The sequence below is a fragment of the Massilia sp. HP4 genome, assembly GCF_005222695.1.
In the GTDB taxonomy this organism is placed as follows: Bacteria; Pseudomonadota; Gammaproteobacteria; order Burkholderiales; family Burkholderiaceae_D; genus Telluria.
Genome location: NZ_STGG01000010.1, coordinates 41,681 through 60,298 on the forward strand (window position 1 = coordinate 41,681; position 18,618 = coordinate 60,298).

Here is an 18,618-nt window from a genome sequence, read left to right on the forward strand (position 1 = left end):
CCCTTACTCTCCTGTATCCGCGGGCAGCACCAGGTCCACCCGAAAGGTATTGTCAACGCGTGTCGCATGCACGCTCGCTTCGATCCCGTATGCCGCCAGCAGGCGCTCGCGCACATTGGCCAGGCCGATGCCGCCCCCCACCTTCGTCGTCGCTTCCGGATCGACGTCGTTTTCCACCCGCAGCCTGAGCTGCGAACCGGCGCGCTCGGCCCGCACCCGCACCACGCCGCCTTCGAGCAGTTGGCCGATGCCGTGCTTGACCGCGTTCTCGACCAGCGGCTGCAGGATCATCGGCGGCAACAGGCAGGCCTCTGCATCCGCGCTCACCTGGCGCTCGAAACCCAGGCGCGGGCCGAAGCGCACCCGTTCGATCGCCAGGAAGCGCTCGACCAGTTCCACCTCGGCCCCCAGCGTCACCTTGCGGTGCGCTTCCAGCCCCAGCGTATGGCGAAAGAAGCCCGCCAGCTGCAAGGTCATGTCGCGCGCCGCGCCGGCATCGATCGCGGTCAGGGCGCTGATCGAGTTGAGGCTGTTGAACAGGAAGTGCGGATCGATCTGGGTGCGCAGCATGCGCAGCTCGGCGTCCTGGGCCAGGAGCTTCAGTTCGAGCTCGCGCCGCTCGAGGCCGCGCGCACGCTCGAACTCCAGCGCCAGGTAGTGGCCGCAGGCCGTCATCCCGTACAGCAGCACGCCGACGCCGAACATCACCGCCGTCAACGCCCGTGACATGACGACGCCCTGCCCCTGGCTTTGCGGCGCCAGCCACTGCCACCACGCCGCCCAGCCGGACGCCGCCGCGCACCACAGCAGGGCCGCAAACACGGCGGTGAGGAAGAACACCCCCAGCACCGCCGGCATGGGCTTTCTCCCCAGCGGATAGGCGCGGCACAGGTAATACGCCGAGAAGCCGCACACGGCGGCGTAGACCAGCACCAGCGGCAGCGCGAACAGCAGGCTGGCCGCCAGGCCGGCGCCGCTGGTCGCATCCAGCAGGCCGGCCAGCATCAGCCCCAGCATCAGCCAGGCCGCGAGGTATAGCGCGGCGCTGCGCCGCGCCCAGAAGCCGCCGCCCATCAGTTGCGGATTTCCACGCCACCCATGATCGCGTAGCCGCGGATGACCAGGCGCTTGCTGCTATCTGGCGGCGCGATGGTCTTCTCTTCGAAGCCGCCCAGGATCGGCGTGCCCTGCAGGACGACGTCCCAGTCGGGCGGACACTTGATGGTGACGCCGCCCCAGAAGGCGAACACATTGATCACCGCCTCGCCCCGGATCGAGGCGCCGCGCATATCGAGTTCGCAGCCGCCCATCACCGCCGTGATCTCGCCGCCGCGGAAATCCTGGGTGGTGACGCGGCGCTCGTAGGCGCCCAGGATGGCGGTGACGTCCACTACCTCGCCGGCGCCGACGGCGACGCCGTCGGCCATCGCCACGCCATGCTCGACCGCGCGCTTGCTGCGCACCGCCTTCGCCACCAAAAAGCCGCCCAGGCCGATCAGGACCAGCGGCCAGATGGTACGCCAGCTGAAGTCGATGATGTCCATCCGGTCCAGCATCAACAGGATGCCGATGCCGACCAGGCCGCCCCCCAGCAGGGTGCCGCCCTGGGTCCGGGTATCGCACAGCTTGACGGTGCCGACGATGACGAACAACATCGGCCAGAACGAGAAGGCGCGGTGCATGTCGACGAAGCCCAGGTTATCGAGCAGGAACAGGAGGCCCATCGCGATCACGAGCAGGCCGAGCACCACCTGGCTGGTCGCGCTTTTCGGATGCGGATCATTTTTCATGGCGGTTCTCCTGGCGGTTGTTGGCGAAGCGGCGTGCGATGAAGGGATCGAGCACCAGCTTGACGCCCCACATCAGGATGAACAGCGGCCAGCTGTTGCGGAAAGTGAGGCCGAAGGCATTCTCGAACACGGCAAACAGCCACAGGCCGGTGAACACGGTCCACAAGCCGTTGCCGAATTCCTTCGGGCTCGGGTAGCCGATGGTCTGGTTGATGCCGACCACGACCAGCAGCAACGGCGCGTAATGCCAGTAGTCCTGGGCATCGATGTAGTACAGGCGATCGAGCAGCACGATGGCGCCAATGACGATCAGGAGCAGGCCCCAGACCACCTGCTTGCGCCAGCGATAGGCATCTTCGGTATTCATTTTTCTTGGCTCCGGTTGTTATCGAACTGGATACACGATAACAAGGGCGATGGCAACCGCGATAGCGGTATTCGGTGAACGGCGGGTAGAGGGCGGCGAATGGCGAACGATTCGGCGGGCGGCGTTCGCGCGCGGCGAATGGACGTAAAAAAGCCCGCCTCGCAGGCGGGCCGTGTACAGCGTGGGGGTGGTTCAGGCGGCCGTCTGGGCCTGTTCGCGCTGCGCCTGGCCTTTCGGCTGGTTGCGGTACTTGGCGCGGGCTTCAAGCTGGCGCACGGCTTCGCGCGCGACGTTGGTGCGCTTGATCTCGAGGCGCTCCTTCTTGCCGCGGTGCTGGGCGATGTGTTTGCTGCCGATCTTGCTGGTCATGGATGTCTCCTGTGGTGGGCTGGGCGCCGCGTCCTCTCAGGACGTCGGCGCGGAAATCATGGTAACGGTCAGGAACGGTTGCTGCCCATCTTGAGGTCGGCCGGCATCAGCATTTCCCAGCCAAGCTGGCGCCGGATTTCTTCCGGCGTCGGCGGCGGTTTCGGGTCGCGCGAACGACGCTCGAGATAGGCGCGCACCAGGTGCTTGGGTGGATGCTTGACATCGGACATGACGACCTCCGCTTCCGTTGCGGGCCGCCGCCTTGACTGCTGGCGGCAGCGGCCCTGAATGTGGTGCCGATCCTCGAGGCGACCGGCTAACCTGTTGAGGTTTCGGATGGCAGCGATGCGAATCGCGCGTTTCCTCACTCAGACAAGTGCATCTTATCGAAACCGGGGCAGTTGCACCGTTAGGTGACGCACACTGCGCGCGTCAATACTGCCGAGCAGGCCAGGTGACACGCATATGACAGCGGCGCATATGAAAAAAGGGAAGCCGCAGCTCCCCTTCGTGTCACGCCATGGCGGCGATCAGAACTTGTACTTCAGGTTCAGGTAGTACTGGCGGCCGCTGACGTCCAGCTTTTGCTGCTCTTCCTCGCTGTAGCGATACTGGGCGCGCTTGGCATTGGTCAGGTTGGTCGCGTCGAACGTGAGCACCAGGTTCTTGGCCAGGTTGTAGCTGGCCGAGAAGGCCAGCGTGGTGACCGCATCGGCATAGGTCGGCGCGGTCGGCATGGCCACGCCGTTGATCACCGACAGGCCCTGGCTGTTCGCGGTCGGCGACGGCGCCGTGGTGCTGTTCACGTATTCGCCGCGGTAGTTGGCCACCAGGCGCGACGAGATCTTGTCGTCCTCGTAGTACAGGCCCAGGTTGCCGGCCCATTCTGAAGCACCGACCATCGGACGTCCGTCGTCCACGCGGGTCTTGGCGCGGCTGACATTCGAGGTGAAGCCGAAGCCGGTAGCGCCGAACGGCTGCTCGTACTGCACCTCGATGCCGTGGATCTTGGCGCCCTGCTGCGAGGAGCTGTTGATCGCGAAGCTCTTGACCGTGTTGTCGCGCGGGTCGACCAGGTCGACCGTCGAGGAGCCGGTGGCGCCGGTCTTCACGTAGCCGTCGATCTTGGAGTGGAACACCGACACGCCAACCAGCGAGCGTGGTGCGAAGTACCACGACCAGGCGAGGTCGATATTGTCCGAGGTGAGCGGCTCGAGGTCGGGGTTCGGACCGGTCACGCGGCAGCCGTTGGCGTCGCAGGTCGGGGCGCCGAAGCCGCTGCCCAGCAGGTTGTAGTTCTGGCGCCCGATGGTGCGGCTGGCGCCGAAGCGCGCGATCATGTCGCGATTGAGCTCATAGCGCAGGTTAAAGCTTGGCAGCCAGTTGTCGAAGGTGCGCTTGGTCGGCACCTTGTAGTACATGGTGCCGGCCTTCGGATCGAAGGGCTGGCCATCCGGGATCGGCGTGGCGTCGCCGGCATCGGTGATTGCGCCCGGATAGCCGGCGCAGACGGTGGCCGGCTGGCCCGGCGCCGAACGGTCGCAGGCGCCGGTCGGGATCGGGGTCGCGATATTGGCCTTGACTTCGGTGCGCACGAAGCGCAGGCCGAGGTTGCCCGACCAGCGCTCGCCTTCCAGGTTGGCCATCGCATAGGCGGCGCTCTGGCGCTCCTTCATGTCGATCTCGGAACTGACGCGGCGTTCCCACGCGTCGGAGGTTTCCTTGGTGGCGCCGTTGATGTACTCCTTGGTGCCGTCCTTGGTATAGGTGAAGCCGGTGTTGTCCCAGCCGTTGCCATCCAGGCCATCGCCAAAGTCGCCGGGATACGGCTGCCAGCCGGTGGTCGGGGTCACTGGGTTGCCAACCAGTGCGCCGGTGCCGGGCGCGGTCAGGTTGGCGCGGAAGGCCGGGCCGCGGCGGCCGCTGGTGCGCTCGTGGTCCGAGAAGCGCACGCCGCTCTCGATCGACTGGAAGATGCCACGGTCGACGCGGTATTCGGCGTCGAACTGGGCGCTCCATTCCTTGTCGACGGTACGCACGCCCGAGGCGGCGCGGTCGACCACGCGGTAACCACTGCCATCGGCATTGATGCCCGGCTGGTTGGCGCCGGCGCCGTGGTACTGGACATATGGCGCATCGTGCAGGCCGCCCAGCGCATACGAGATGCCGGTGCCGTAACGGGCCAGGGTCAGGCCCTGGTCGAGTTCGGTCGAGCCGACGCCGCGGGTGCTCGACAGCAGGGTCTTGACGGTCAGGTCGTCGTTGACGCGGTACTTGGCGTCGAGGTCGAGGAAGGAGCTCTCGGCCTTGGCGCCTTCGCGGAAGAAGCCCTCCGAGTTGCCGACGTATTGCGGGCTGGTCCCGTCCGGGAACACGATGTCGGCGGCCTTGAGCACCTTGAGCGGATGGCCGTAGACCGTGGTCTCGTTGGCGATCACCGGGTTGCGGATCTGGGCGTAGACACGCTGGCCCTTCGAGTCGGTGTTGATGGCGGCGGCGGCGGTCGAACCGAGCGGATGGTTCTTACCGAGCAGCATGGAGTAGATCGCGCTCGAGGTCAGGCGGCCATGGTTGTCGGCGTCCATCGACGAGTGGAAGCCGGTGAGGCTGACGTCCAGGTCGCGGTTCGGCTTGAACTGCAGCGACAGCATGCCGCCCTTGCGGTCGCGCACCGACTCCACGAATTCCGAGCTCATCGAGCCCGGCAGGCGCACGCCGTTCAGGTCCGAGGCCTTCAGGCCGGTGCCGGCCAGCGATTCGTCGGTAATGCCCAGCATGGTCGCGGTGTTGATCACGTCCCAGCCGCTATTGGTGCCGTAGGCGAAGCGCGACACCGAGTCGCGCCGCACGTAGCGCTTTTCCGAGAACAGCGAGGCCAGCACGCCGAAGGTGCCTTCCTCGTTCTTCCAGGTGACCGAGCCGTTCATGTCCGGCGCGTAGCGGCCCGGCAGGTCGGCGTAGCTGGCGCCGACGCTGACCACGCCCGAGAAGCGCTCTTTCTGCTGCAGGGGCTTCCTGGTGGTGACGTTGATGGTGCCGGCCAGGCCGCCATCGATGATGTTGGCCTGCGAGGTCTTGTAGACCACGGCCTGGTTCAGCACGTGCGACGGCATCAGCGACAGGCTGGTCGAGCGCGAGCTCGAGGCCTGGTCGGCGACATACCAGTCGGCGCTGCTGACGGTGTGGCCGTTGAAGACGATCAGCGACATGTCCGGGTTGGTGCCGCGCATCGAGACCTTCTCGGCCTCGTCGTAGTCGGTGCGCACGGCCACGCCGGCCAGGCGCTGCAGGGAGTCGGCCAGGTTCTTGTCCGGCATCTTGCCCACGTCTTCGGCGGTAATCACCTCGACGTTGGCCGAGGCATCGCGCTTTACCGCCAGCGACTTGGCCATCGAGGCGCGGATACCGGTCACCTCCACGGTCTGCATCGGGGTGTCGACGGGTACGTCCTGGGCCATGGCCGGCAGGGCTGCAAGGCTCCAGACTGCCATCGATACGGCCGCTGCCAGCGGCTTCTGCTTGAACATCATCTCTCTCCTGGGATTAGTGCTATCGTTATTGCTTAAGACAGACTGAAGGCTGCCATGCTCGGAGTATTCATGATCCATCACGCTCGTGAATAATCACTTGTGATCGCTTCTATATAACTTGAAGGAATGTACATAATCGGCGCCTTGCGGGGGTTATGGCCGGGTGAAGAAATTTCATTACCCAAGCCGGGCGCACCAGATTAGCGTGACGTTTTTTCCCCACATTGATGAACGCCATGCGCCTTGCCTGCCTGCTGCTTGCCAGCGCCGTCCTGACCGGGTGCGCGACCGCGCCCGCCACCAAGTCCCTCCCCGGTGCCCCGCCCGCGCCGACCCCGCTGCCGGTCCTGCTGCAAAAACAGGTCTACCAGATGACGCCGTTCGAAGCCGGCCAGTACATCGCCCACATGCAGGGCGCGCAGCCCGACCTGCGCAAGCGCATCGCCGCGATCGGGCGCCAGAACATCGGCCAGCCCTACTCGCTGCACCTGCTGGGCGAGTTCCCCTACGAACTGCACGACAGCCTGCCTTTATATAGCCTGGAGCAGAGCGATTGCGTCGTGTTCGCCGAGCACACCTATGCGATGGCCCTGTCCGGCTCGTGGGAAGAGTTCTTCTGGATGCTGCAGCGGATCCGCTACAACGACGGTGTGATCGGCGTGGCCACGCGCAATCACTACACCGAGATGGACTGGAACGTGGCCAATCGCTGGCTGCTGACCGACGTCAGTGCCGAACTGGCCGGCGCCGGTGGCCCTTCCTACGAGATGAAGGTCGACCGCGCGCGCTTCCTGCGCACCCGCCACAACACGGTGCGCGACATTCCGGTAGAAACCAGCCGCCAGGCTTATGTGCCAACGGAACAGGTGGCAGCCATCGCCAGCCAGTTGCAAGAGGGCGATTTCGTCAACGTGATCTCGACCCGCGACGGCGAGTACTGGGCCTCGCACGTCGGCCTGGTGGTGCTGGGGCCGAACGGCGAGCGCCACTTCCTGCACTCGGCCGAGCCAAAGGTGCGCGAGGAAACCTTCGAATCGTATATCGGGCGCACGCTCGAGCGCCAGGCGCGCAATGCGCGCGCGGGAAAGCCGGGCCAGGCCCTGGCCGGCTTCAAGTTCCTGCGCCTGAACGAGGAGGTGACGGTGCCGCCGATGGCGCCGCAACCGCGTCCGGGCCAGCGCGCGCCCTGATGCCTGCACGGCGTTCCGGCCTGCCGGGCCGGAACGTTTATTCATGCCATTCCCAGCAGCCGATATTGCTGCCCCGCCTTTTGCTGGATTAAATCCCCCCAAATAAATAGCCACTGGAAATTATTATCCGGGGTTATTTCTTATTTTCACTTATGAACTTCAACTTCGCAGTTCATGCATTATATCCCCGATCGCTGTTGAGTGATCTCAAGCCTGCCATTCAATCGGGAACAGATAATAAACTTATAAAGACGAGGGCAATTCACCGGACGCACCAGTTTATGCGAACAACTGGCCGTGCAGTAAACCATTATTTTAAATGCAGCAGCACGTCGTTCTCTTTCAGCGAGAAGCCGATTGCCATGTCAATTCAACGCCATAGCCTATCCAGCCAGCTTTGCGCAAGCATCGTGTCCATGCATCGCACCGCAAAGGTCGGCCTGGCCGTCGTGGTCGACCTGGTTGCGCTTCCGGCGTGTTTTTTAATCGCAATGATATTGCGCGGTGGCGATTTACAATTGGCAAAACAATTTGGCCCAGGCTCTTATTTACTGGTAGCCGTACTCACGATAGCGGCTTTCTGGCTTTCCGATTTATACCGGGCCGTCATTCGCTTTATCGACCATCGCCTGCTCACCCTCACCGGCCTGGCATTGGCAATTGCCGTATTGTGCGCCTATTTGACCCTGGTCATTCTCAATGAAGCGCGATTTCCGCGCAGCGCATTGGCAATATATTGGTTTATCGCCTTTTCCTATGTCGTCATGTCGCGCATTGGCGTGCGTAAGCTGCTGCGCAGCAAGCGCGGTCCCTGGGCCGGCAATTCCCTGGCGGTCGCGATCTATGGCGCCGGCGAGGCCGGCGCCCGGCTGGCCCAGACCATGCGCGACGGCGACGACTATCGTCCGCTGTGCTTCTTCGACGACAAGCGCGCGCTGAACGACCGCACCGTGGCCGGCCTGCGCGTGTTCCACACCTCGCGCCTGGTCGAACTCGGCGCCGCGCTCGGCATCCGCACCATCGTCATCGCCCTGCCCGCCGCCGCGCCAGAGCGCTTGCGCGAGCTGATGCAGCGCCTGGGCCAGGCCGGCGTGCCCACCAAAATCCTTACCCGGCTGGTCGACCTGGCCGACGACAAGGCCCACGACAAGGCCGCCTTGCGCGACGCCATCCGCGAGATCAAGTTCGAAGACCTGCTCGGCCGGCCGCCGGTGCCGCCGCGGCTCGACCTGTTCGCGCGCTGCGTGCGCGGCAAGGGCGTGCTGGTGACGGGCGCCGGCGGCTCCATCGGCAGCGAGCTGTGCCGCCAGATCGTCACGCTGAGCCCGGCGCGCCTGCACCTGATCGACCATTCCGAATACGCGCTGTACACGATCCGGCAAGAGCTGGCGGCGCGCTTCCCCGACCTGCCCATCCACGCCCACCTGGGTTCGGTCTGCAATGCCGACCTGGTCGAGCGCGTGCTGGCCGCCGGCGGCATCGACACTATCTATCACGCGGCCGCCTACAAGCACGTGCCGCTGGTCGAGACCAATATCGTCGAGGGCTTGCGCAACAATGTGCTGGGGGCCCAGATCATCGCCGCTGGCGCCGCGCGCCATGGGGTGCAGACCTGCGTGCTGATTTCCAGCGACAAGGCGGTGCGGCCCACCAACATCATGGGCGCCAGCAAGCGCATTGCCGAGCTGATCTTCCAGGCGGCAGCGGCGCGCGCGGGCGGCGGTGCCGGCAAGCGAGGTGGCAACAGTGGTGGCAACGGCGGTGGCAAGGGAGCCGGCAACTACGCCCCCGGCAGTACCGGCAATGGCGCCGGCACCACCTTCTGCATGGTCCGTTTCGGCAATGTGCTGGGTTCCTCGGGTTCGGTGATTCCCCTGTTCCAGCGCCAGATCACGCGCGGCGGGCCGGTCACGATCACCCACCCTGAAGTTTCCCGCTATTTCATGCTCATCCCCGAGGCGGCGCAACTGGTGATCCAGGCCGGCGCCATGGCCAAGGGGGGCGACGTGTTCGTGCTCGACATGGGCGAGCCGGTGCGCATCCTCGACCTGGCGCGCACCATGATCGCCATGCACGGCCTCACCGAGCGCACACCCCAGCAGCCGGGCGGCGACATCGAGATCCAGTTCGTCGGGCTATTCCCCGGCGAGAAATTGCACGAGGAGTTGTTGACAGACGGCACCGTCTTCCCCAGCGAGCATCCGCGCATCATGCGCATGAAAGAAAGCGCGCTGCGTCCCAGCGTGCTCGAAACCTGCATCACCTGCCTGATGATGGCCTGCGAGACCCACGAGCGCGGCCCCATCGAGTCGATGGTCAAGGCCATCGTGTCCGAATACATGCCGTCGACGCCGGTGCCGCTGCCGCCGGCGCCGGTCGAGGAGCCGGCGCCGGCGGGCCTCATCCGCAAATTCGTGCCGTTCCGGATCTAGGGAGGCGATCGCCGCCGCACCTGTCAGCACTAACAGCACTAACAGCATTGCCAGCACCGTCAAACCGTCACTGTCATATCGTAACTGTCGAGGAAACCCATGCGAGACGAGAACCAATCAGTTCACCTGGAGCAGCTGCTGGCCCGGCTGCGCGACCGCCACGCCGTGATCGGCATCATCGGCCTCGGCTATGTCGGCCTGCCGCTGGCGCTACGCTATGCCGCCGAAGGTTTCCGCGTCCTCGGGATCGACGTCGATGCCGACAAGGTCGCGCGCCTGAATCGCGGCGCCAGCTATATCGCGCACATCGGCGCCCCGGCGATCGAGGCGGCGCGCGCCGCCGGCTTCGTCGCCAGCACCGATTTCGCGCGCACGAGCGAGGCCGACGCCCTGGTGATCTGCGTTCCCACCCCGCTCACCGCCTACCGCGAGCCCGACCTGTCCTTCGTCACCGGCACCGTCGATTCGCTGCTGCCGTATATGCGGCCCGGCCAGCTGCTGTCGCTCGAAAGCACCACCTATCCCGGCACCACCGAAGAAGAACTGCGCCCGCGCCTGGAGTCGCGCGGCCTGCGCGTGGGCCAGGACGTGTTCCTCGTGTTCTCGCCCGAGCGCGAAGACCCGGGAAATCCCGATTTCCATACCCGCACCATCCCCAAGGTATGCGGCGGCTCGACCAATGCCTGCCTGGAAGCCGGCCTGGCCCTGTACCGCTCCGCGATCGACACCGTGGTGCCGGTCAGCTCGACCCGCGCGGCCGAACTGACCAAGCTGCTCGAAAACATCCACCGCGCCGTCAATATCGGCCTGGTCAACGAAATGAAGATCATCGCCGACCGCATGGGCATCGACATCCACGAGGTGATCCGCGCCGCCGCCACCAAGCCGTTCGGATTCACGCCCTATTATCCGGGCCCAGGCCTGGGCGGCCACTGCATCCCGATCGACCCGTTCTACCTCACCTGGAAGGCGCGCCAGTATGGCCTGCACACCCGCTTCATCGAACTGGCCGGCGAGATCAACAGCGATATGCCGGGCTGGGTGATCGGCAAGGTGGCCGACGCGCTCAACGAGCGCGGGCGCGCGGTGATGGGCAGCCGCATCCTGGTGCTGGGCATTGCCTACAAAAAGGATGTCGAAGACATGCGCGAATCGCCGTCGGTGGCCTTGATGGAGCTGCTGCGCGCGCGCGGCGCCGCGGTCGACTACTCCGATCCGCACGTGCCGGTCTTCCCGCGCATGCGTGAACACCGCTTCGAACTGTCCAGCGTGCCGCTCACGCCTTCGTCGCTCGCGTCCTATGACGTCGTACTGCTGGCCACCAGCCACAGCGCCTTCGACTACGACCTGGTGCGCCAGTATGCAAACCTGATCGTCGATACGCGCGGGGTGTACCCGAACCGGCTGCCGAACGTGGTGCAGGCCTGAACGGCCAGCCCCGATCGCCCACGCCGCATCGACGACAGCGAATCGACGACACCCAGTCGCCCAGCCAGACTCATCCACGCCCGACTTATCGAAGCCCACCGTCACGCCCGGAGCCCGCATGCGCCATTACCCCCCTCCCATCCTCGACCGCAAGATCCGGTTCGCCCTGGTCGGCTGCGGCCGCATCGCCCGCAACCACATGAACGCCATGCGCGAGCACGCAGACCGCTGCGAACTGGCCGGCGTCTGCGACATCGACCCGCGCGCCCGCGAAGAAGCGGCCGGCAGCACCGGCGCCCGTCCCTACGCCAGCCTCGACCGCATGCTGGCCGAGCTCGATGCCGACGCCTTCGTGCTCGCCACCCCGTCCGGCCTGCATCCGGGCCAGGCGGTGCGCATCGCCCGGGCCGGCCGCCACGTCATCACCGAAAAACCCATGGCCACGCGCTGGGAAGACGGCAAGCGCATGGTCGCCGCCGCCGACGAGGCCGGCGTGCGGCTGTTCGTGGTCAAGCAGAACCGCCGCAACGCCACGCTGCAGCTGCTCAAGCGCGCGGTCGAAAAAAAACGCTTCGGCCGCATCTATATGGTCAACCTCAATGTGTTCTGGAGCCGGCCAGAAGAGTATTACCGCAGCGCCGACTGGCGCGGCACCTGGGAATTCGACGGCGGCGCCTTCATGAACCAGGCCAGCCACTACGTCGACCTGCTCGAATGGATCGTCGGCCCCATCGAGAGCCTGCAAGCCTATACCGCCACCCTGGCGCGCGACATCGAGGTCGAGGACACCGGCGTGATGAGCCTGCGCTGGCGCAATGGCGCACTGGGCTCGATGAACGTCACCATGCTGACCTGGCCGCGCAACCTCGAGGGCTCGATCACCATCCTGGGCGAGCACGGCAGCGCGCGCATCGGCGGCGTCGCCGTCAACGAGGTCCAGCAATGGGAGTTTGCGCAAGCCGACCCCGACGACGCGCTGGTGCCGGATGCCAGCTACCAGACCACCTCGGTCTACGGCTTCGGCCACCCGCTCTACTACGACAATGTGATCCGGGTGTTGCGCGGCGAAGCCGAACCCGAGACCGACGGCCGCGAAGGCCTGAAATCGCTCGAGGTGCTGGTCGCCGCCTACCGCTCGGCGCGCGACGGCCGCCGCGTCGCCCTGCCGCTGGAGTATTGACCATGGCCGTCATCATCCATTCCAGCGCCATCGTCGACCGCGGCGCCCAGCTCGGCGACGACACCCATGTCTGGCACTTCGCCCATGTCTGCGCCGGCGCCCGCATCGGCGCCGCCTGCTCGCTGGGCCAGAACGTCTTTGTCGGCAACGACGTACACATCGGCAACCAGGTCAAGATCCAGAACAATGTCTCGATCTACGATGCCGTGACGCTCGAGGACGAGGTCTTCTGCGGCCCCAGCATGGTGTTCACCAATGTCTACAACCCGCGCGCCGCAGTGCCGCGCAAGCACGAATACCGGCGCACCCTGGTACGCCGCGGCGCCACCATCGGCGCCAATGCCACCGTGGTGTGCGGGGTGACGATCGGGCAATACGCCTTTGTTGCCGCCGGGGCCGTGGTCAACCGCGATGTCGCGCCGCATGCGCTGGTGGCAGGCGTACCGGCGCGCCAGATCGGCTGGATCAGCCGTACCGGCGACCGCCTTGCCCTGCCCCTCACCGGCAACGGCGAAGCGCGCTGTCCCCATACCGGCGAACCCTACATCCTGCAAGACGGCGCCTGCCGCCCCGCCGACTCGCCGTTCGGCATCGATCCCGGCAACATCAACAGCACCAGCACCAGCACCGCACGAGGCTAAGCCATGGAATTCATCGACCTCAAATCGCAGTATCTCGCCTCGCGCACGCTGATCGACGGCCGCATCCAGGCCGTCCTCGACCACGGCCAGTACATCCTGGGCCCCGAGGTCGGCGAGCTCGAGGCGCGCCTGGCGGCGCGCACCGGCGCGCGCCACTGCATCACCGTGTCGTCCGGCACCGAGGCGCTCGTCATCGCCCTGATGGCCCTCGGCATCAAGGCCGGCGACGAAGTGATCACCACCCCGTTTTCCTTCATCGCCGCCGCCGAGGCCGTGATGCTGGTCGGGGCCACCCCGGTGTTCGCCGACGTCGAGCCCGCCACCGGCAATCTCGATGCGCGCCTGGTCGCCGAGCGCATCACGCCCCGCACCCGCGCCATCCTCCCGGTCTCGCTATATGGCCAGCCGGCCGACATGGACGCCCTCAACGCCCTCGCCGAGCCCTATGGCATCGCCGTCATCGAAGACGCCGCCCAAAGCTTCGGCGCCACCTACCGCGGCCGCCAGAGCTGCCACCTGTCGACGATCGGCTGCACCAGCTTCTTTCCGAGCAAACCCCTCGGCTGCTATGGCGACGGCGGCGCCCTGTTCACCGACGACGACGTCCTGGCCCAGGCGATGCGCGAGATCCGCGTCCACGGCCAGTCGCACCGCTACGTGCATACCCGGGTGGGCGTGGGCGGGCGCATGGATACCCTGCAATGCGCGGTGGTGCTGGCCAAGCTGGAGCGCTTCGACTGGGAAATCGAACAGCGCCAGCGCGCCGCCGCCGACTATGACGCGCTGCTGCGCCGCCAACTCCCCGTGCTCGCCGTGCGCAACGACCGCAGCAGCGTCCATGCCCAGTACACGGTACTGGTCGACGAGCGCGCGCGGGTGCGCGGGCGGCTGTCCGCGGCCGGCATCCCGACCGCCGTCCATTATCCGGTGCCGATCCATCGCCAGGCCGCCTATGCCCACCTGGCGTCCGGCGATGCCTATCCGGTCGCCGAAGGCCTGGCCCGGCGCGTCCTGAGCCTGCCGATGGGTCCGTTCCTCGATAGCGCCAGCGCGCAGCGGGTGGCCATGGCGCTGCTCGACGCCTGCCGCCCGGGCGCCGATGGCGGGCAGCCGCTGTCGACGCCGATGGCAAGGCCGGCACCGGCCGCGACAACCCCGTCCACCCCGGTCGCCACTTCATGAAGCAACTGCCGCCATTCTGGCGCCACGTCGCCACCGTCCTCGGTGGCGCGCTCGGCGCCCAGGCCCTGCCGCTGCTGGCGGCGCCGCTACTGACGCGCACGTGCACGCCGCAAGAGATGGGCGCCTACAGCGTCTGGCTCGGCGTGATCGCGCTGTCGGCGATCGGCGCCACGCTGCGCATGGAGGCGGCCATGATCCTCGACCACGAAGAAGCCCACCAGCGCACCTGTTTCCGGGTCGTGTTCTACAGCGCCACCATCGCCGCCCTGCTGCTGACCTTGCTGGCCGCGGCGGCACGGCTGGCCGGCTTCGCGCCGGCCCTGCACCTACCGTGGGCGGCCCTGCTCACCATCGGCGCCGGCGCCTGGCTCACTGCCTGCATGCAGACCACGCTCGCCTACGCCACCTCGCACAATGCCTTCGGCAAGGCGGCGCGCGCCAAGGTGGTGACCGCCGCCGTCATCGTTTTCACCCAGCTCACCCTGCTGTATTCCGGCCTGGGTGGGTCCGGCCTGATCGCCGGCCACCTGTGCGGCCTGCTGGCCGGCTACCTGTGTGTGCGCCGCCTGCTGCGTCCGCCGCGCGCGCCGATCCGCTGGCTGCCGGATGCCGAGCAGCGCGCCTACCTGCGGCGCCACCAGGCCTTCTGGCGCTATTCGCTGCCATCGAACCTGCTCAACGGCGCCGTCAGCCAATTGCCGCTATTCCTGATCGGCATGCGCCACGGCGCCCTGGCCGCCGGCCTGTATGCGCTGACCCAGCGCGTGCTGTCGGCGCCGGTCTCGCTGCTGGCGGCCTCGGTGCTCGAAGTCTTCAAGCGCGAATCCGTGCTCGAGTTCCGCGAGCACGGCAATTGCAGCCGCACCTACCGCCACACCTTCAAGGCGCTGCTGGTGATGGGCATCGGCCCGGCGCTGCTCCTGATGGCGTTCGCGCCAACCCTGTTCGCGACCGTGTTCGGCGCCTCATGGCGCGAGGCCGGCGAGCTGGCCCAGCTGATGGCGCCGCTATTCCTGCTGAACTTCGTCGCCAGCCCGCTCAGCTATGTGTTCTTCGTCGCCGGCCGCCAGAAAGCCGACCTGCTGTGGCAAGTGACATTGTTCGCGACCACGCTCGGGGCCTTTTTATTGCCGGGCAGCGTGCACGAGAACGTGCTGTGGTACGTGATCGGTTATTCCTGCCTCTACCTGGTCTACCTGCACATGTCCTGGAACTGCTCGCGCAACGGGCTGGCGACCGCATGACGACCCTGTCCACGCCACCGCCGGAACGGCCGCCCGCGCCGTCTTCGGCGCCCATGTCCGCTCCTATGTCAACCCCCGGGCCCGACGCCTGGGCCCTGGCGCAGGCCAATCCCGGCCGCCCCCATGGCGCGGCGCGCGCCCGGCGCGAGCAATGGCTGATGATCGCCTGCTTCTTCATGCTGTTCCCGGGCTTTTTCTTCTATCACACGCTGCTCGGCACCGGCACCACGGGCGCCTTCCTGGGCGGCTACTTCGCGCCGGTGGCGCTGGCCTTCGCAGGCCCGATGTGCCTGGTCTATCTCGGGCGCATGCGGCGTGACGCTCGCCGCATGACCCTGGTCGACGTCCATTACGGCGTCTTCTTCGCCTATTTCGTCGGCGTGGTCGTGGTCAATGCCGCGGCCGGCGCCAACCGCGCCATCGTGGTCTACCACCTGCTCGCCATCCTGTTCATGGTGCTGGTCTACATCCAGTTCTGCTTCATCGACTTCGACAGCCGGCGCTTCCGTGCCGTCGGGCTGCTCAGCCTGGCCGGGATGTCGACCATCGTGTTTTCATACTCGGTCGACGGCGTGTTCTACCTCGGCGCGCTCGGCATCGCCAAGGATGCCAATGCGCTCGCCACCTACCAGGGCTTTTCGCGCTCCTACCTGTTTACCTACCTTGCGGTGGCGGCCTTCACGCGCAGCCTGCCGCTGCGCCTGGGGCTGCATGCGCTGGGCGCGGCCACCCTGTTCGTCAATACCGCGCGCAGCGAGTTCGTGGCCCTGCTGTTCGCCATTCCCCTGATCGAGTTCTATTACTCGCGCCATAAGCTGTACTTCGTGCTGGCCGGCGTCTGCATCGCCACCACCCTCGGCCTGTACCTCGACCAGATCCTGGCCTCCCTGCCCTCGAACCGCATCCTCGAGCTGTTCGACCTGTCGCACTCGACCTCGGCCAACAAGCGCCAGCAACTGACCGTGCACGCGATGCAATCGATCGCCGCCCATCCCATCCTGGGCGACTATGGCAGCTACAAGCCCGGCCACTACTCGCACAATGTCTTGTCGGCCTGGGTCGACCTGGGCCTGTTCGGCATGGCCTACGTGGCGGCGCTCGCCATCGTCCCGATCACGCCGATGTTCTTCCACGAATATTTTGCTGCACGCCAGCGTCCGCTCTTTTTGCTGGCCTTCGCCTTCGCCTGCGTCACCGTGTTGTTGCTGCTGTCTTCACATTACTTCACCGACATGCTGCTCAGCGCCACCCTCGGCGCCTGCAGCCGCTATGCCCATGAGAGGAAACATGCCGCGTATCGTCCACCTGACCTCGGCGCATCCGCGCTACGACACCAGGATCTTCGTCAAGCAGTGCCGCACCCTGGCCAGCCACGGTCATGAGGTATTCCTGGTGGTAGCCGACGGCCTCGGCGACGAACTGCGCGACGGCGTCCGGATCATTGACGCCAGTCCGCGCGGCGAACGCAAGCCCGGCGTCTTGCCCGGGCGGCTCGGGCGCATGCTGTGGACCACGCGCCGCGTCGCCGCGCAGGCGCTGTCGCTGGACGCCGACGCCTACCAGCTGCACGACCCCGAGCTGCTGCCCGCCGGCCTGCGCCTGCGGCGGGCCGGCATGCGGGTGGTATTCGATGCCCACGAAGACGTGCCGACCCAGCTGCTCGACAAGCCCTACCTGGCGCCGCGCGCCGCGCGCCTGCTGGCGCAGCTGTACGCGCGCTACGAGCGTCATGCATGTGCCCGCCTCGACGGCCTGCTGGCCGCCACCGCCCACATCCGCGAGCGGCTCGCGCACTGCAATCCGCGCGCGGTCGATGTCGCCAACTTTCCGCTGCCCGAGGAATTCTCGCCCGACAGCAGCTGGGCGGCACGCACCGAGGTGTGCTACGTGGGCAGCATCTCGGCGATCCGCGGCATCCGCGAGATGGTGCAAGCCTGCGCCCTGCTGCGCAGCCGGGCCGGGCTGGCCCTGGCCGGGGGCTTCGCCGACCCGGCGCTCGAACGCGAGGTAGCGCAGTTGGCGGGCTGGCCCCGCATCCGCGCGCTCGGCCACCTCGACCGGGCCGGCGTGAGCCGCGTGATGGGGAGTGCCTTTGCCGGCCTGGTTACCCTGCTGCCGACCGCGAGCTACCGCGATGCCTTGCCGGTCAAGATGTTCGAATACATGGCGGCCGGCATCCCCGTGATCGCCTCGGATTTTCCGCGCTGGCGCGCCATCGTCGAGGCCAGCGACTGTGGCCTGTGCGTCGACCCGCAAGACCCGGCGGCCATCGCCGCCGCCATCGACCGCCTGGCCCAGGACGCCGCGCTCGCGCAGCGCATGGGCGCCAATGGCCGGCGCGCGATCGAGCAGACCTATAACTGGAACAACGAAGCGCAAAAACTGCTGCGGTTTTATGCCGACATTACCCGTCATCCATTGGCGCACCGGCTGGCACTGACCTAGCAAATGAAAACAAATCAAATTGCAAAAATGAATTCACGCACCGAGTGCGCACATCATTTAACCGAGTTCAAGGAATCGCATGCCGATCCACTCTATCGTGGTTCGCAGACTGACAGGTGAGAATATGCTCTTACAACACTACAATACATTTATTCAAGCCATTAATTTGCCGGTAGCAAAACTCTGCTTTCACGAGTATATCGATCCGGACGATATCCGCACCACGTATCGCGCCTTCACCCGCCCCCATCCGCGTTTTCGCTTCATTCGCGCCAAGACGGTCGGCGCGGCGCTGATCGACCTGTCGCGCTACGCCGACCGCCAGGCCTATCTCGAGCAGATCAAGGCCAAAAACCACGGCGGCCACCATGCGAAACGGGCGCGCAATCGCGGCTACCGATTCATCGATATCGACCGTAACGATTATATCGACGACATCCACGCAATTAATATCTCGCTGGATATGCGGCAAGGTCGCCCGATGGACCGGAAATATACCGAGAAATGCGAGGCATTCGACACCTTGCCGCATTTTCGCCACCACGGCATTCTCGACCCACAAGGGAAACTGGTCGCCTATGCAAGCCTCGCGATTTACGGCAATTTCGCCGCTTTCTCGCAAATGCTGGGCATCCGCAATAACGACGGCATCATGCACCTGCTGCTGGTGGAAGCCATCAGCCGCCTGATCGACGAAAAGCAGGTGCAATACGTCATGTACGACACCTTCTTCGGCGCCCAGGCCGGCCTGAAGACCTTCAAGACCATCCTGGGCTTCCAGCCCTACCGAGCGCAGTATTCTCTGCAATAAGTCCCTGCA

General features: G+C 66.0%; 16 protein-coding genes. 10 read left to right on the top strand and 6 right to left on the bottom strand.

Going from position 1 to position 18,618, the window contains the following annotated elements; translation table 11 throughout:
* Positions 1–3: 3 nt before the first annotated feature.
* The 6 genes from E8M83_RS02850 to E8M83_RS02865 all read right to left on the bottom strand — a co-directional run bounded on the left by E8M83_RS02850 (position 4) and on the right by E8M83_RS02865 (position 6,056).
* Complete coding sequence (locus tag E8M83_RS02850; RefSeq protein WP_137171881.1) at positions 4–1,074, bottom strand: sensor histidine kinase; 1,071 nt, start codon at positions 1,072–1,074, stop codon at positions 4–6.
* On the bottom strand, positions 1,074–1,790 hold the full coding sequence (locus tag E8M83_RS02855; protein WP_137171882.1) for a LiaI-LiaF-like domain-containing protein: 717 nt from the start codon (positions 1,788–1,790) through the stop codon (positions 1,074–1,076). Before E8M83_RS02855 ends, E8M83_RS02850 begins: the two co-directional genes overlap by 1 nt.
* A complete protein-coding gene (locus tag E8M83_RS02860; protein ID WP_137171883.1) occupies positions 1,780–2,157 on the bottom strand; it encodes a LiaI-LiaF-like domain-containing protein in 378 nt (125 codons plus the stop codon). The genes E8M83_RS02855 and E8M83_RS02860 overlap by 11 nt, the downstream gene beginning before the upstream one ends.
* Before the next feature lie 192 nt (positions 2,158–2,349).
* Positions 2,350–2,526 carry a hypothetical protein gene (locus E8M83_RS25850; protein WP_170976668.1) on the bottom strand — a complete coding sequence of 59 codons (177 nt, stop codon included), beginning with the start codon at positions 2,524–2,526 and terminating at the stop codon, positions 2,350–2,352.
* Between the two features lie 68 nt (positions 2,527–2,594).
* A complete protein-coding gene (locus E8M83_RS25855; RefSeq protein WP_170976669.1) occupies positions 2,595–2,756 on the bottom strand; it encodes a hypothetical protein in 162 nt (53 codons plus the stop codon).
* Between the two features lie 300 nt (positions 2,757–3,056).
* On the bottom strand, positions 3,057–6,056 hold the full coding sequence (locus E8M83_RS02865; RefSeq protein WP_229491397.1) for a TonB-dependent receptor: 3,000 nt from the start codon (positions 6,054–6,056) through the stop codon (positions 3,057–3,059).
* Positions 6,057–6,283: 227 nt separating this feature from the next.
* Between E8M83_RS02865 and E8M83_RS02870 the strand changes: the two genes are divergently transcribed.
* From E8M83_RS02870 to E8M83_RS02915, 10 genes are all read left to right on the top strand, one after another.
* Positions 6,284–7,246 carry an N-acetylmuramoyl-L-alanine amidase-like domain-containing protein gene (locus E8M83_RS02870; protein ID WP_137171884.1) on the top strand — a complete coding sequence of 321 codons (963 nt, stop codon included), beginning with the start codon at positions 6,284–6,286 and terminating at the stop codon, positions 7,244–7,246.
* Between the two features lie 416 nt (positions 7,247–7,662).
* Positions 7,663–9,678: a nucleoside-diphosphate sugar epimerase/dehydratase gene (locus E8M83_RS02875; RefSeq protein WP_229491398.1), complete on the top strand. Its 2,016-nt coding sequence runs from the start codon at positions 7,663–7,665 to the stop codon at positions 9,676–9,678.
* A gap of 99 nt (positions 9,679–9,777) precedes the next feature.
* Complete coding sequence (locus E8M83_RS02880) at positions 9,778–11,106, top strand: nucleotide sugar dehydrogenase (RefSeq protein ID WP_137171886.1); 1,329 nt, start codon at positions 9,778–9,780, stop codon at positions 11,104–11,106.
* 118 nt (positions 11,107–11,224) lie between these two features.
* Positions 11,225–12,286 carry a Gfo/Idh/MocA family protein gene (locus E8M83_RS02885; protein WP_137171887.1) on the top strand — a complete coding sequence of 354 codons (1,062 nt, stop codon included), beginning with the start codon at positions 11,225–11,227 and terminating at the stop codon, positions 12,284–12,286.
* Positions 12,287–12,288: 2 nt separating this feature from the next.
* Complete coding sequence (locus E8M83_RS02890; RefSeq protein WP_170976670.1) at positions 12,289–12,927, top strand: acyltransferase; 639 nt, start codon at positions 12,289–12,291, stop codon at positions 12,925–12,927.
* Positions 12,928–12,930: 3 nt separating this feature from the next.
* Positions 12,931–14,109 (top strand): DegT/DnrJ/EryC1/StrS aminotransferase family protein, encoded by a 1,179-nt coding sequence (locus E8M83_RS02895; protein WP_229491399.1) that lies wholly within the window; start codon positions 12,931–12,933, stop codon positions 14,107–14,109.
* Positions 14,106–15,353, top strand: coding sequence for a lipopolysaccharide biosynthesis protein (locus E8M83_RS02900; RefSeq protein ID WP_137171888.1), 1,248 nt, complete (start codon positions 14,106–14,108; stop codon positions 15,351–15,353). Before E8M83_RS02895 ends, E8M83_RS02900 begins: the two co-directional genes overlap by 4 nt.
* Positions 15,350–16,735 carry a hypothetical protein gene (locus tag E8M83_RS02905; RefSeq protein WP_206077421.1) on the top strand — a complete coding sequence of 462 codons (1,386 nt, stop codon included), beginning with the start codon at positions 15,350–15,352 and terminating at the stop codon, positions 16,733–16,735. Before E8M83_RS02900 ends, E8M83_RS02905 begins: the two co-directional genes overlap by 4 nt.
* Positions 16,641–17,798 carry a glycosyltransferase family 4 protein gene (locus E8M83_RS02910; protein ID WP_137171889.1) on the top strand — a complete coding sequence of 386 codons (1,158 nt, stop codon included), beginning with the start codon at positions 16,641–16,643 and terminating at the stop codon, positions 17,796–17,798. Before E8M83_RS02905 ends, E8M83_RS02910 begins: the two co-directional genes overlap by 95 nt.
* 79 nt (positions 17,799–17,877) lie before the next feature.
* Positions 17,878–18,609, top strand: a complete 732-nt coding sequence (locus tag E8M83_RS02915) for a hypothetical protein (RefSeq protein ID WP_229491400.1) — start codon at positions 17,878–17,880, stop codon at positions 18,607–18,609.
* Positions 18,610–18,618 lie beyond the last annotated feature (9 nt).

Coding starts and splice junctions, on each gene's coding strand:
- E8M83_RS02870 (WP_137171884.1), top strand. CDS start 6,284: ATGAACGCCATGCGCCTTGCCTGCCTGCTGCTTGCCAGCGCCGTCCTG.
- E8M83_RS02860 (WP_137171883.1), bottom strand. CDS start 2,157: ATGAATACCGAAGATGCCTATCGCTGGCGCAAGCAGGTGGTCTGGGGC.
- E8M83_RS02875 (WP_229491398.1), top strand. CDS start 7,663: ATGCATCGCACCGCAAAGGTCGGCCTGGCCGTCGTGGTCGACCTGGTT.
- E8M83_RS02915 (WP_229491400.1), top strand. CDS start 17,878: ATGCCGATCCACTCTATCGTGGTTCGCAGACTGACAGGTGAGAATATG.
- E8M83_RS02865 (WP_229491397.1), bottom strand. CDS start 6,056: ATGATGTTCAAGCAGAAGCCGCTGGCAGCGGCCGTATCGATGGCAGTC.
- E8M83_RS02850 (WP_137171881.1), bottom strand. CDS start 1,074: ATGGGCGGCGGCTTCTGGGCGCGGCGCAGCGCCGCGCTATACCTCGCG.
- E8M83_RS02890 (WP_170976670.1), top strand. CDS start 12,289: ATGGCCGTCATCATCCATTCCAGCGCCATCGTCGACCGCGGCGCCCAG.
- E8M83_RS02910 (WP_137171889.1), top strand. CDS start 16,641: ATGCCGCGTATCGTCCACCTGACCTCGGCGCATCCGCGCTACGACACC.
- E8M83_RS02880 (WP_137171886.1), top strand. CDS start 9,778: ATGCGAGACGAGAACCAATCAGTTCACCTGGAGCAGCTGCTGGCCCGG.
- E8M83_RS25855 (WP_170976669.1), bottom strand. CDS start 2,756: ATGTCCGATGTCAAGCATCCACCCAAGCACCTGGTGCGCGCCTATCTC.
- E8M83_RS02885 (WP_137171887.1), top strand. CDS start 11,225: ATGCGCCATTACCCCCCTCCCATCCTCGACCGCAAGATCCGGTTCGCC.
- E8M83_RS02855 (WP_137171882.1), bottom strand. CDS start 1,790: ATGAAAAATGATCCGCATCCGAAAAGCGCGACCAGCCAGGTGGTGCTC.
- E8M83_RS02895 (WP_229491399.1), top strand. CDS start 12,931: ATGGAATTCATCGACCTCAAATCGCAGTATCTCGCCTCGCGCACGCTG.
- E8M83_RS25850 (WP_170976668.1), bottom strand. CDS start 2,526: ATGACCAGCAAGATCGGCAGCAAACACATCGCCCAGCACCGCGGCAAG.
- E8M83_RS02900 (WP_137171888.1), top strand. CDS start 14,106: ATGAAGCAACTGCCGCCATTCTGGCGCCACGTCGCCACCGTCCTCGGT.
- E8M83_RS02905 (WP_206077421.1), top strand. CDS start 15,350: ATGACGACCCTGTCCACGCCACCGCCGGAACGGCCGCCCGCGCCGTCT.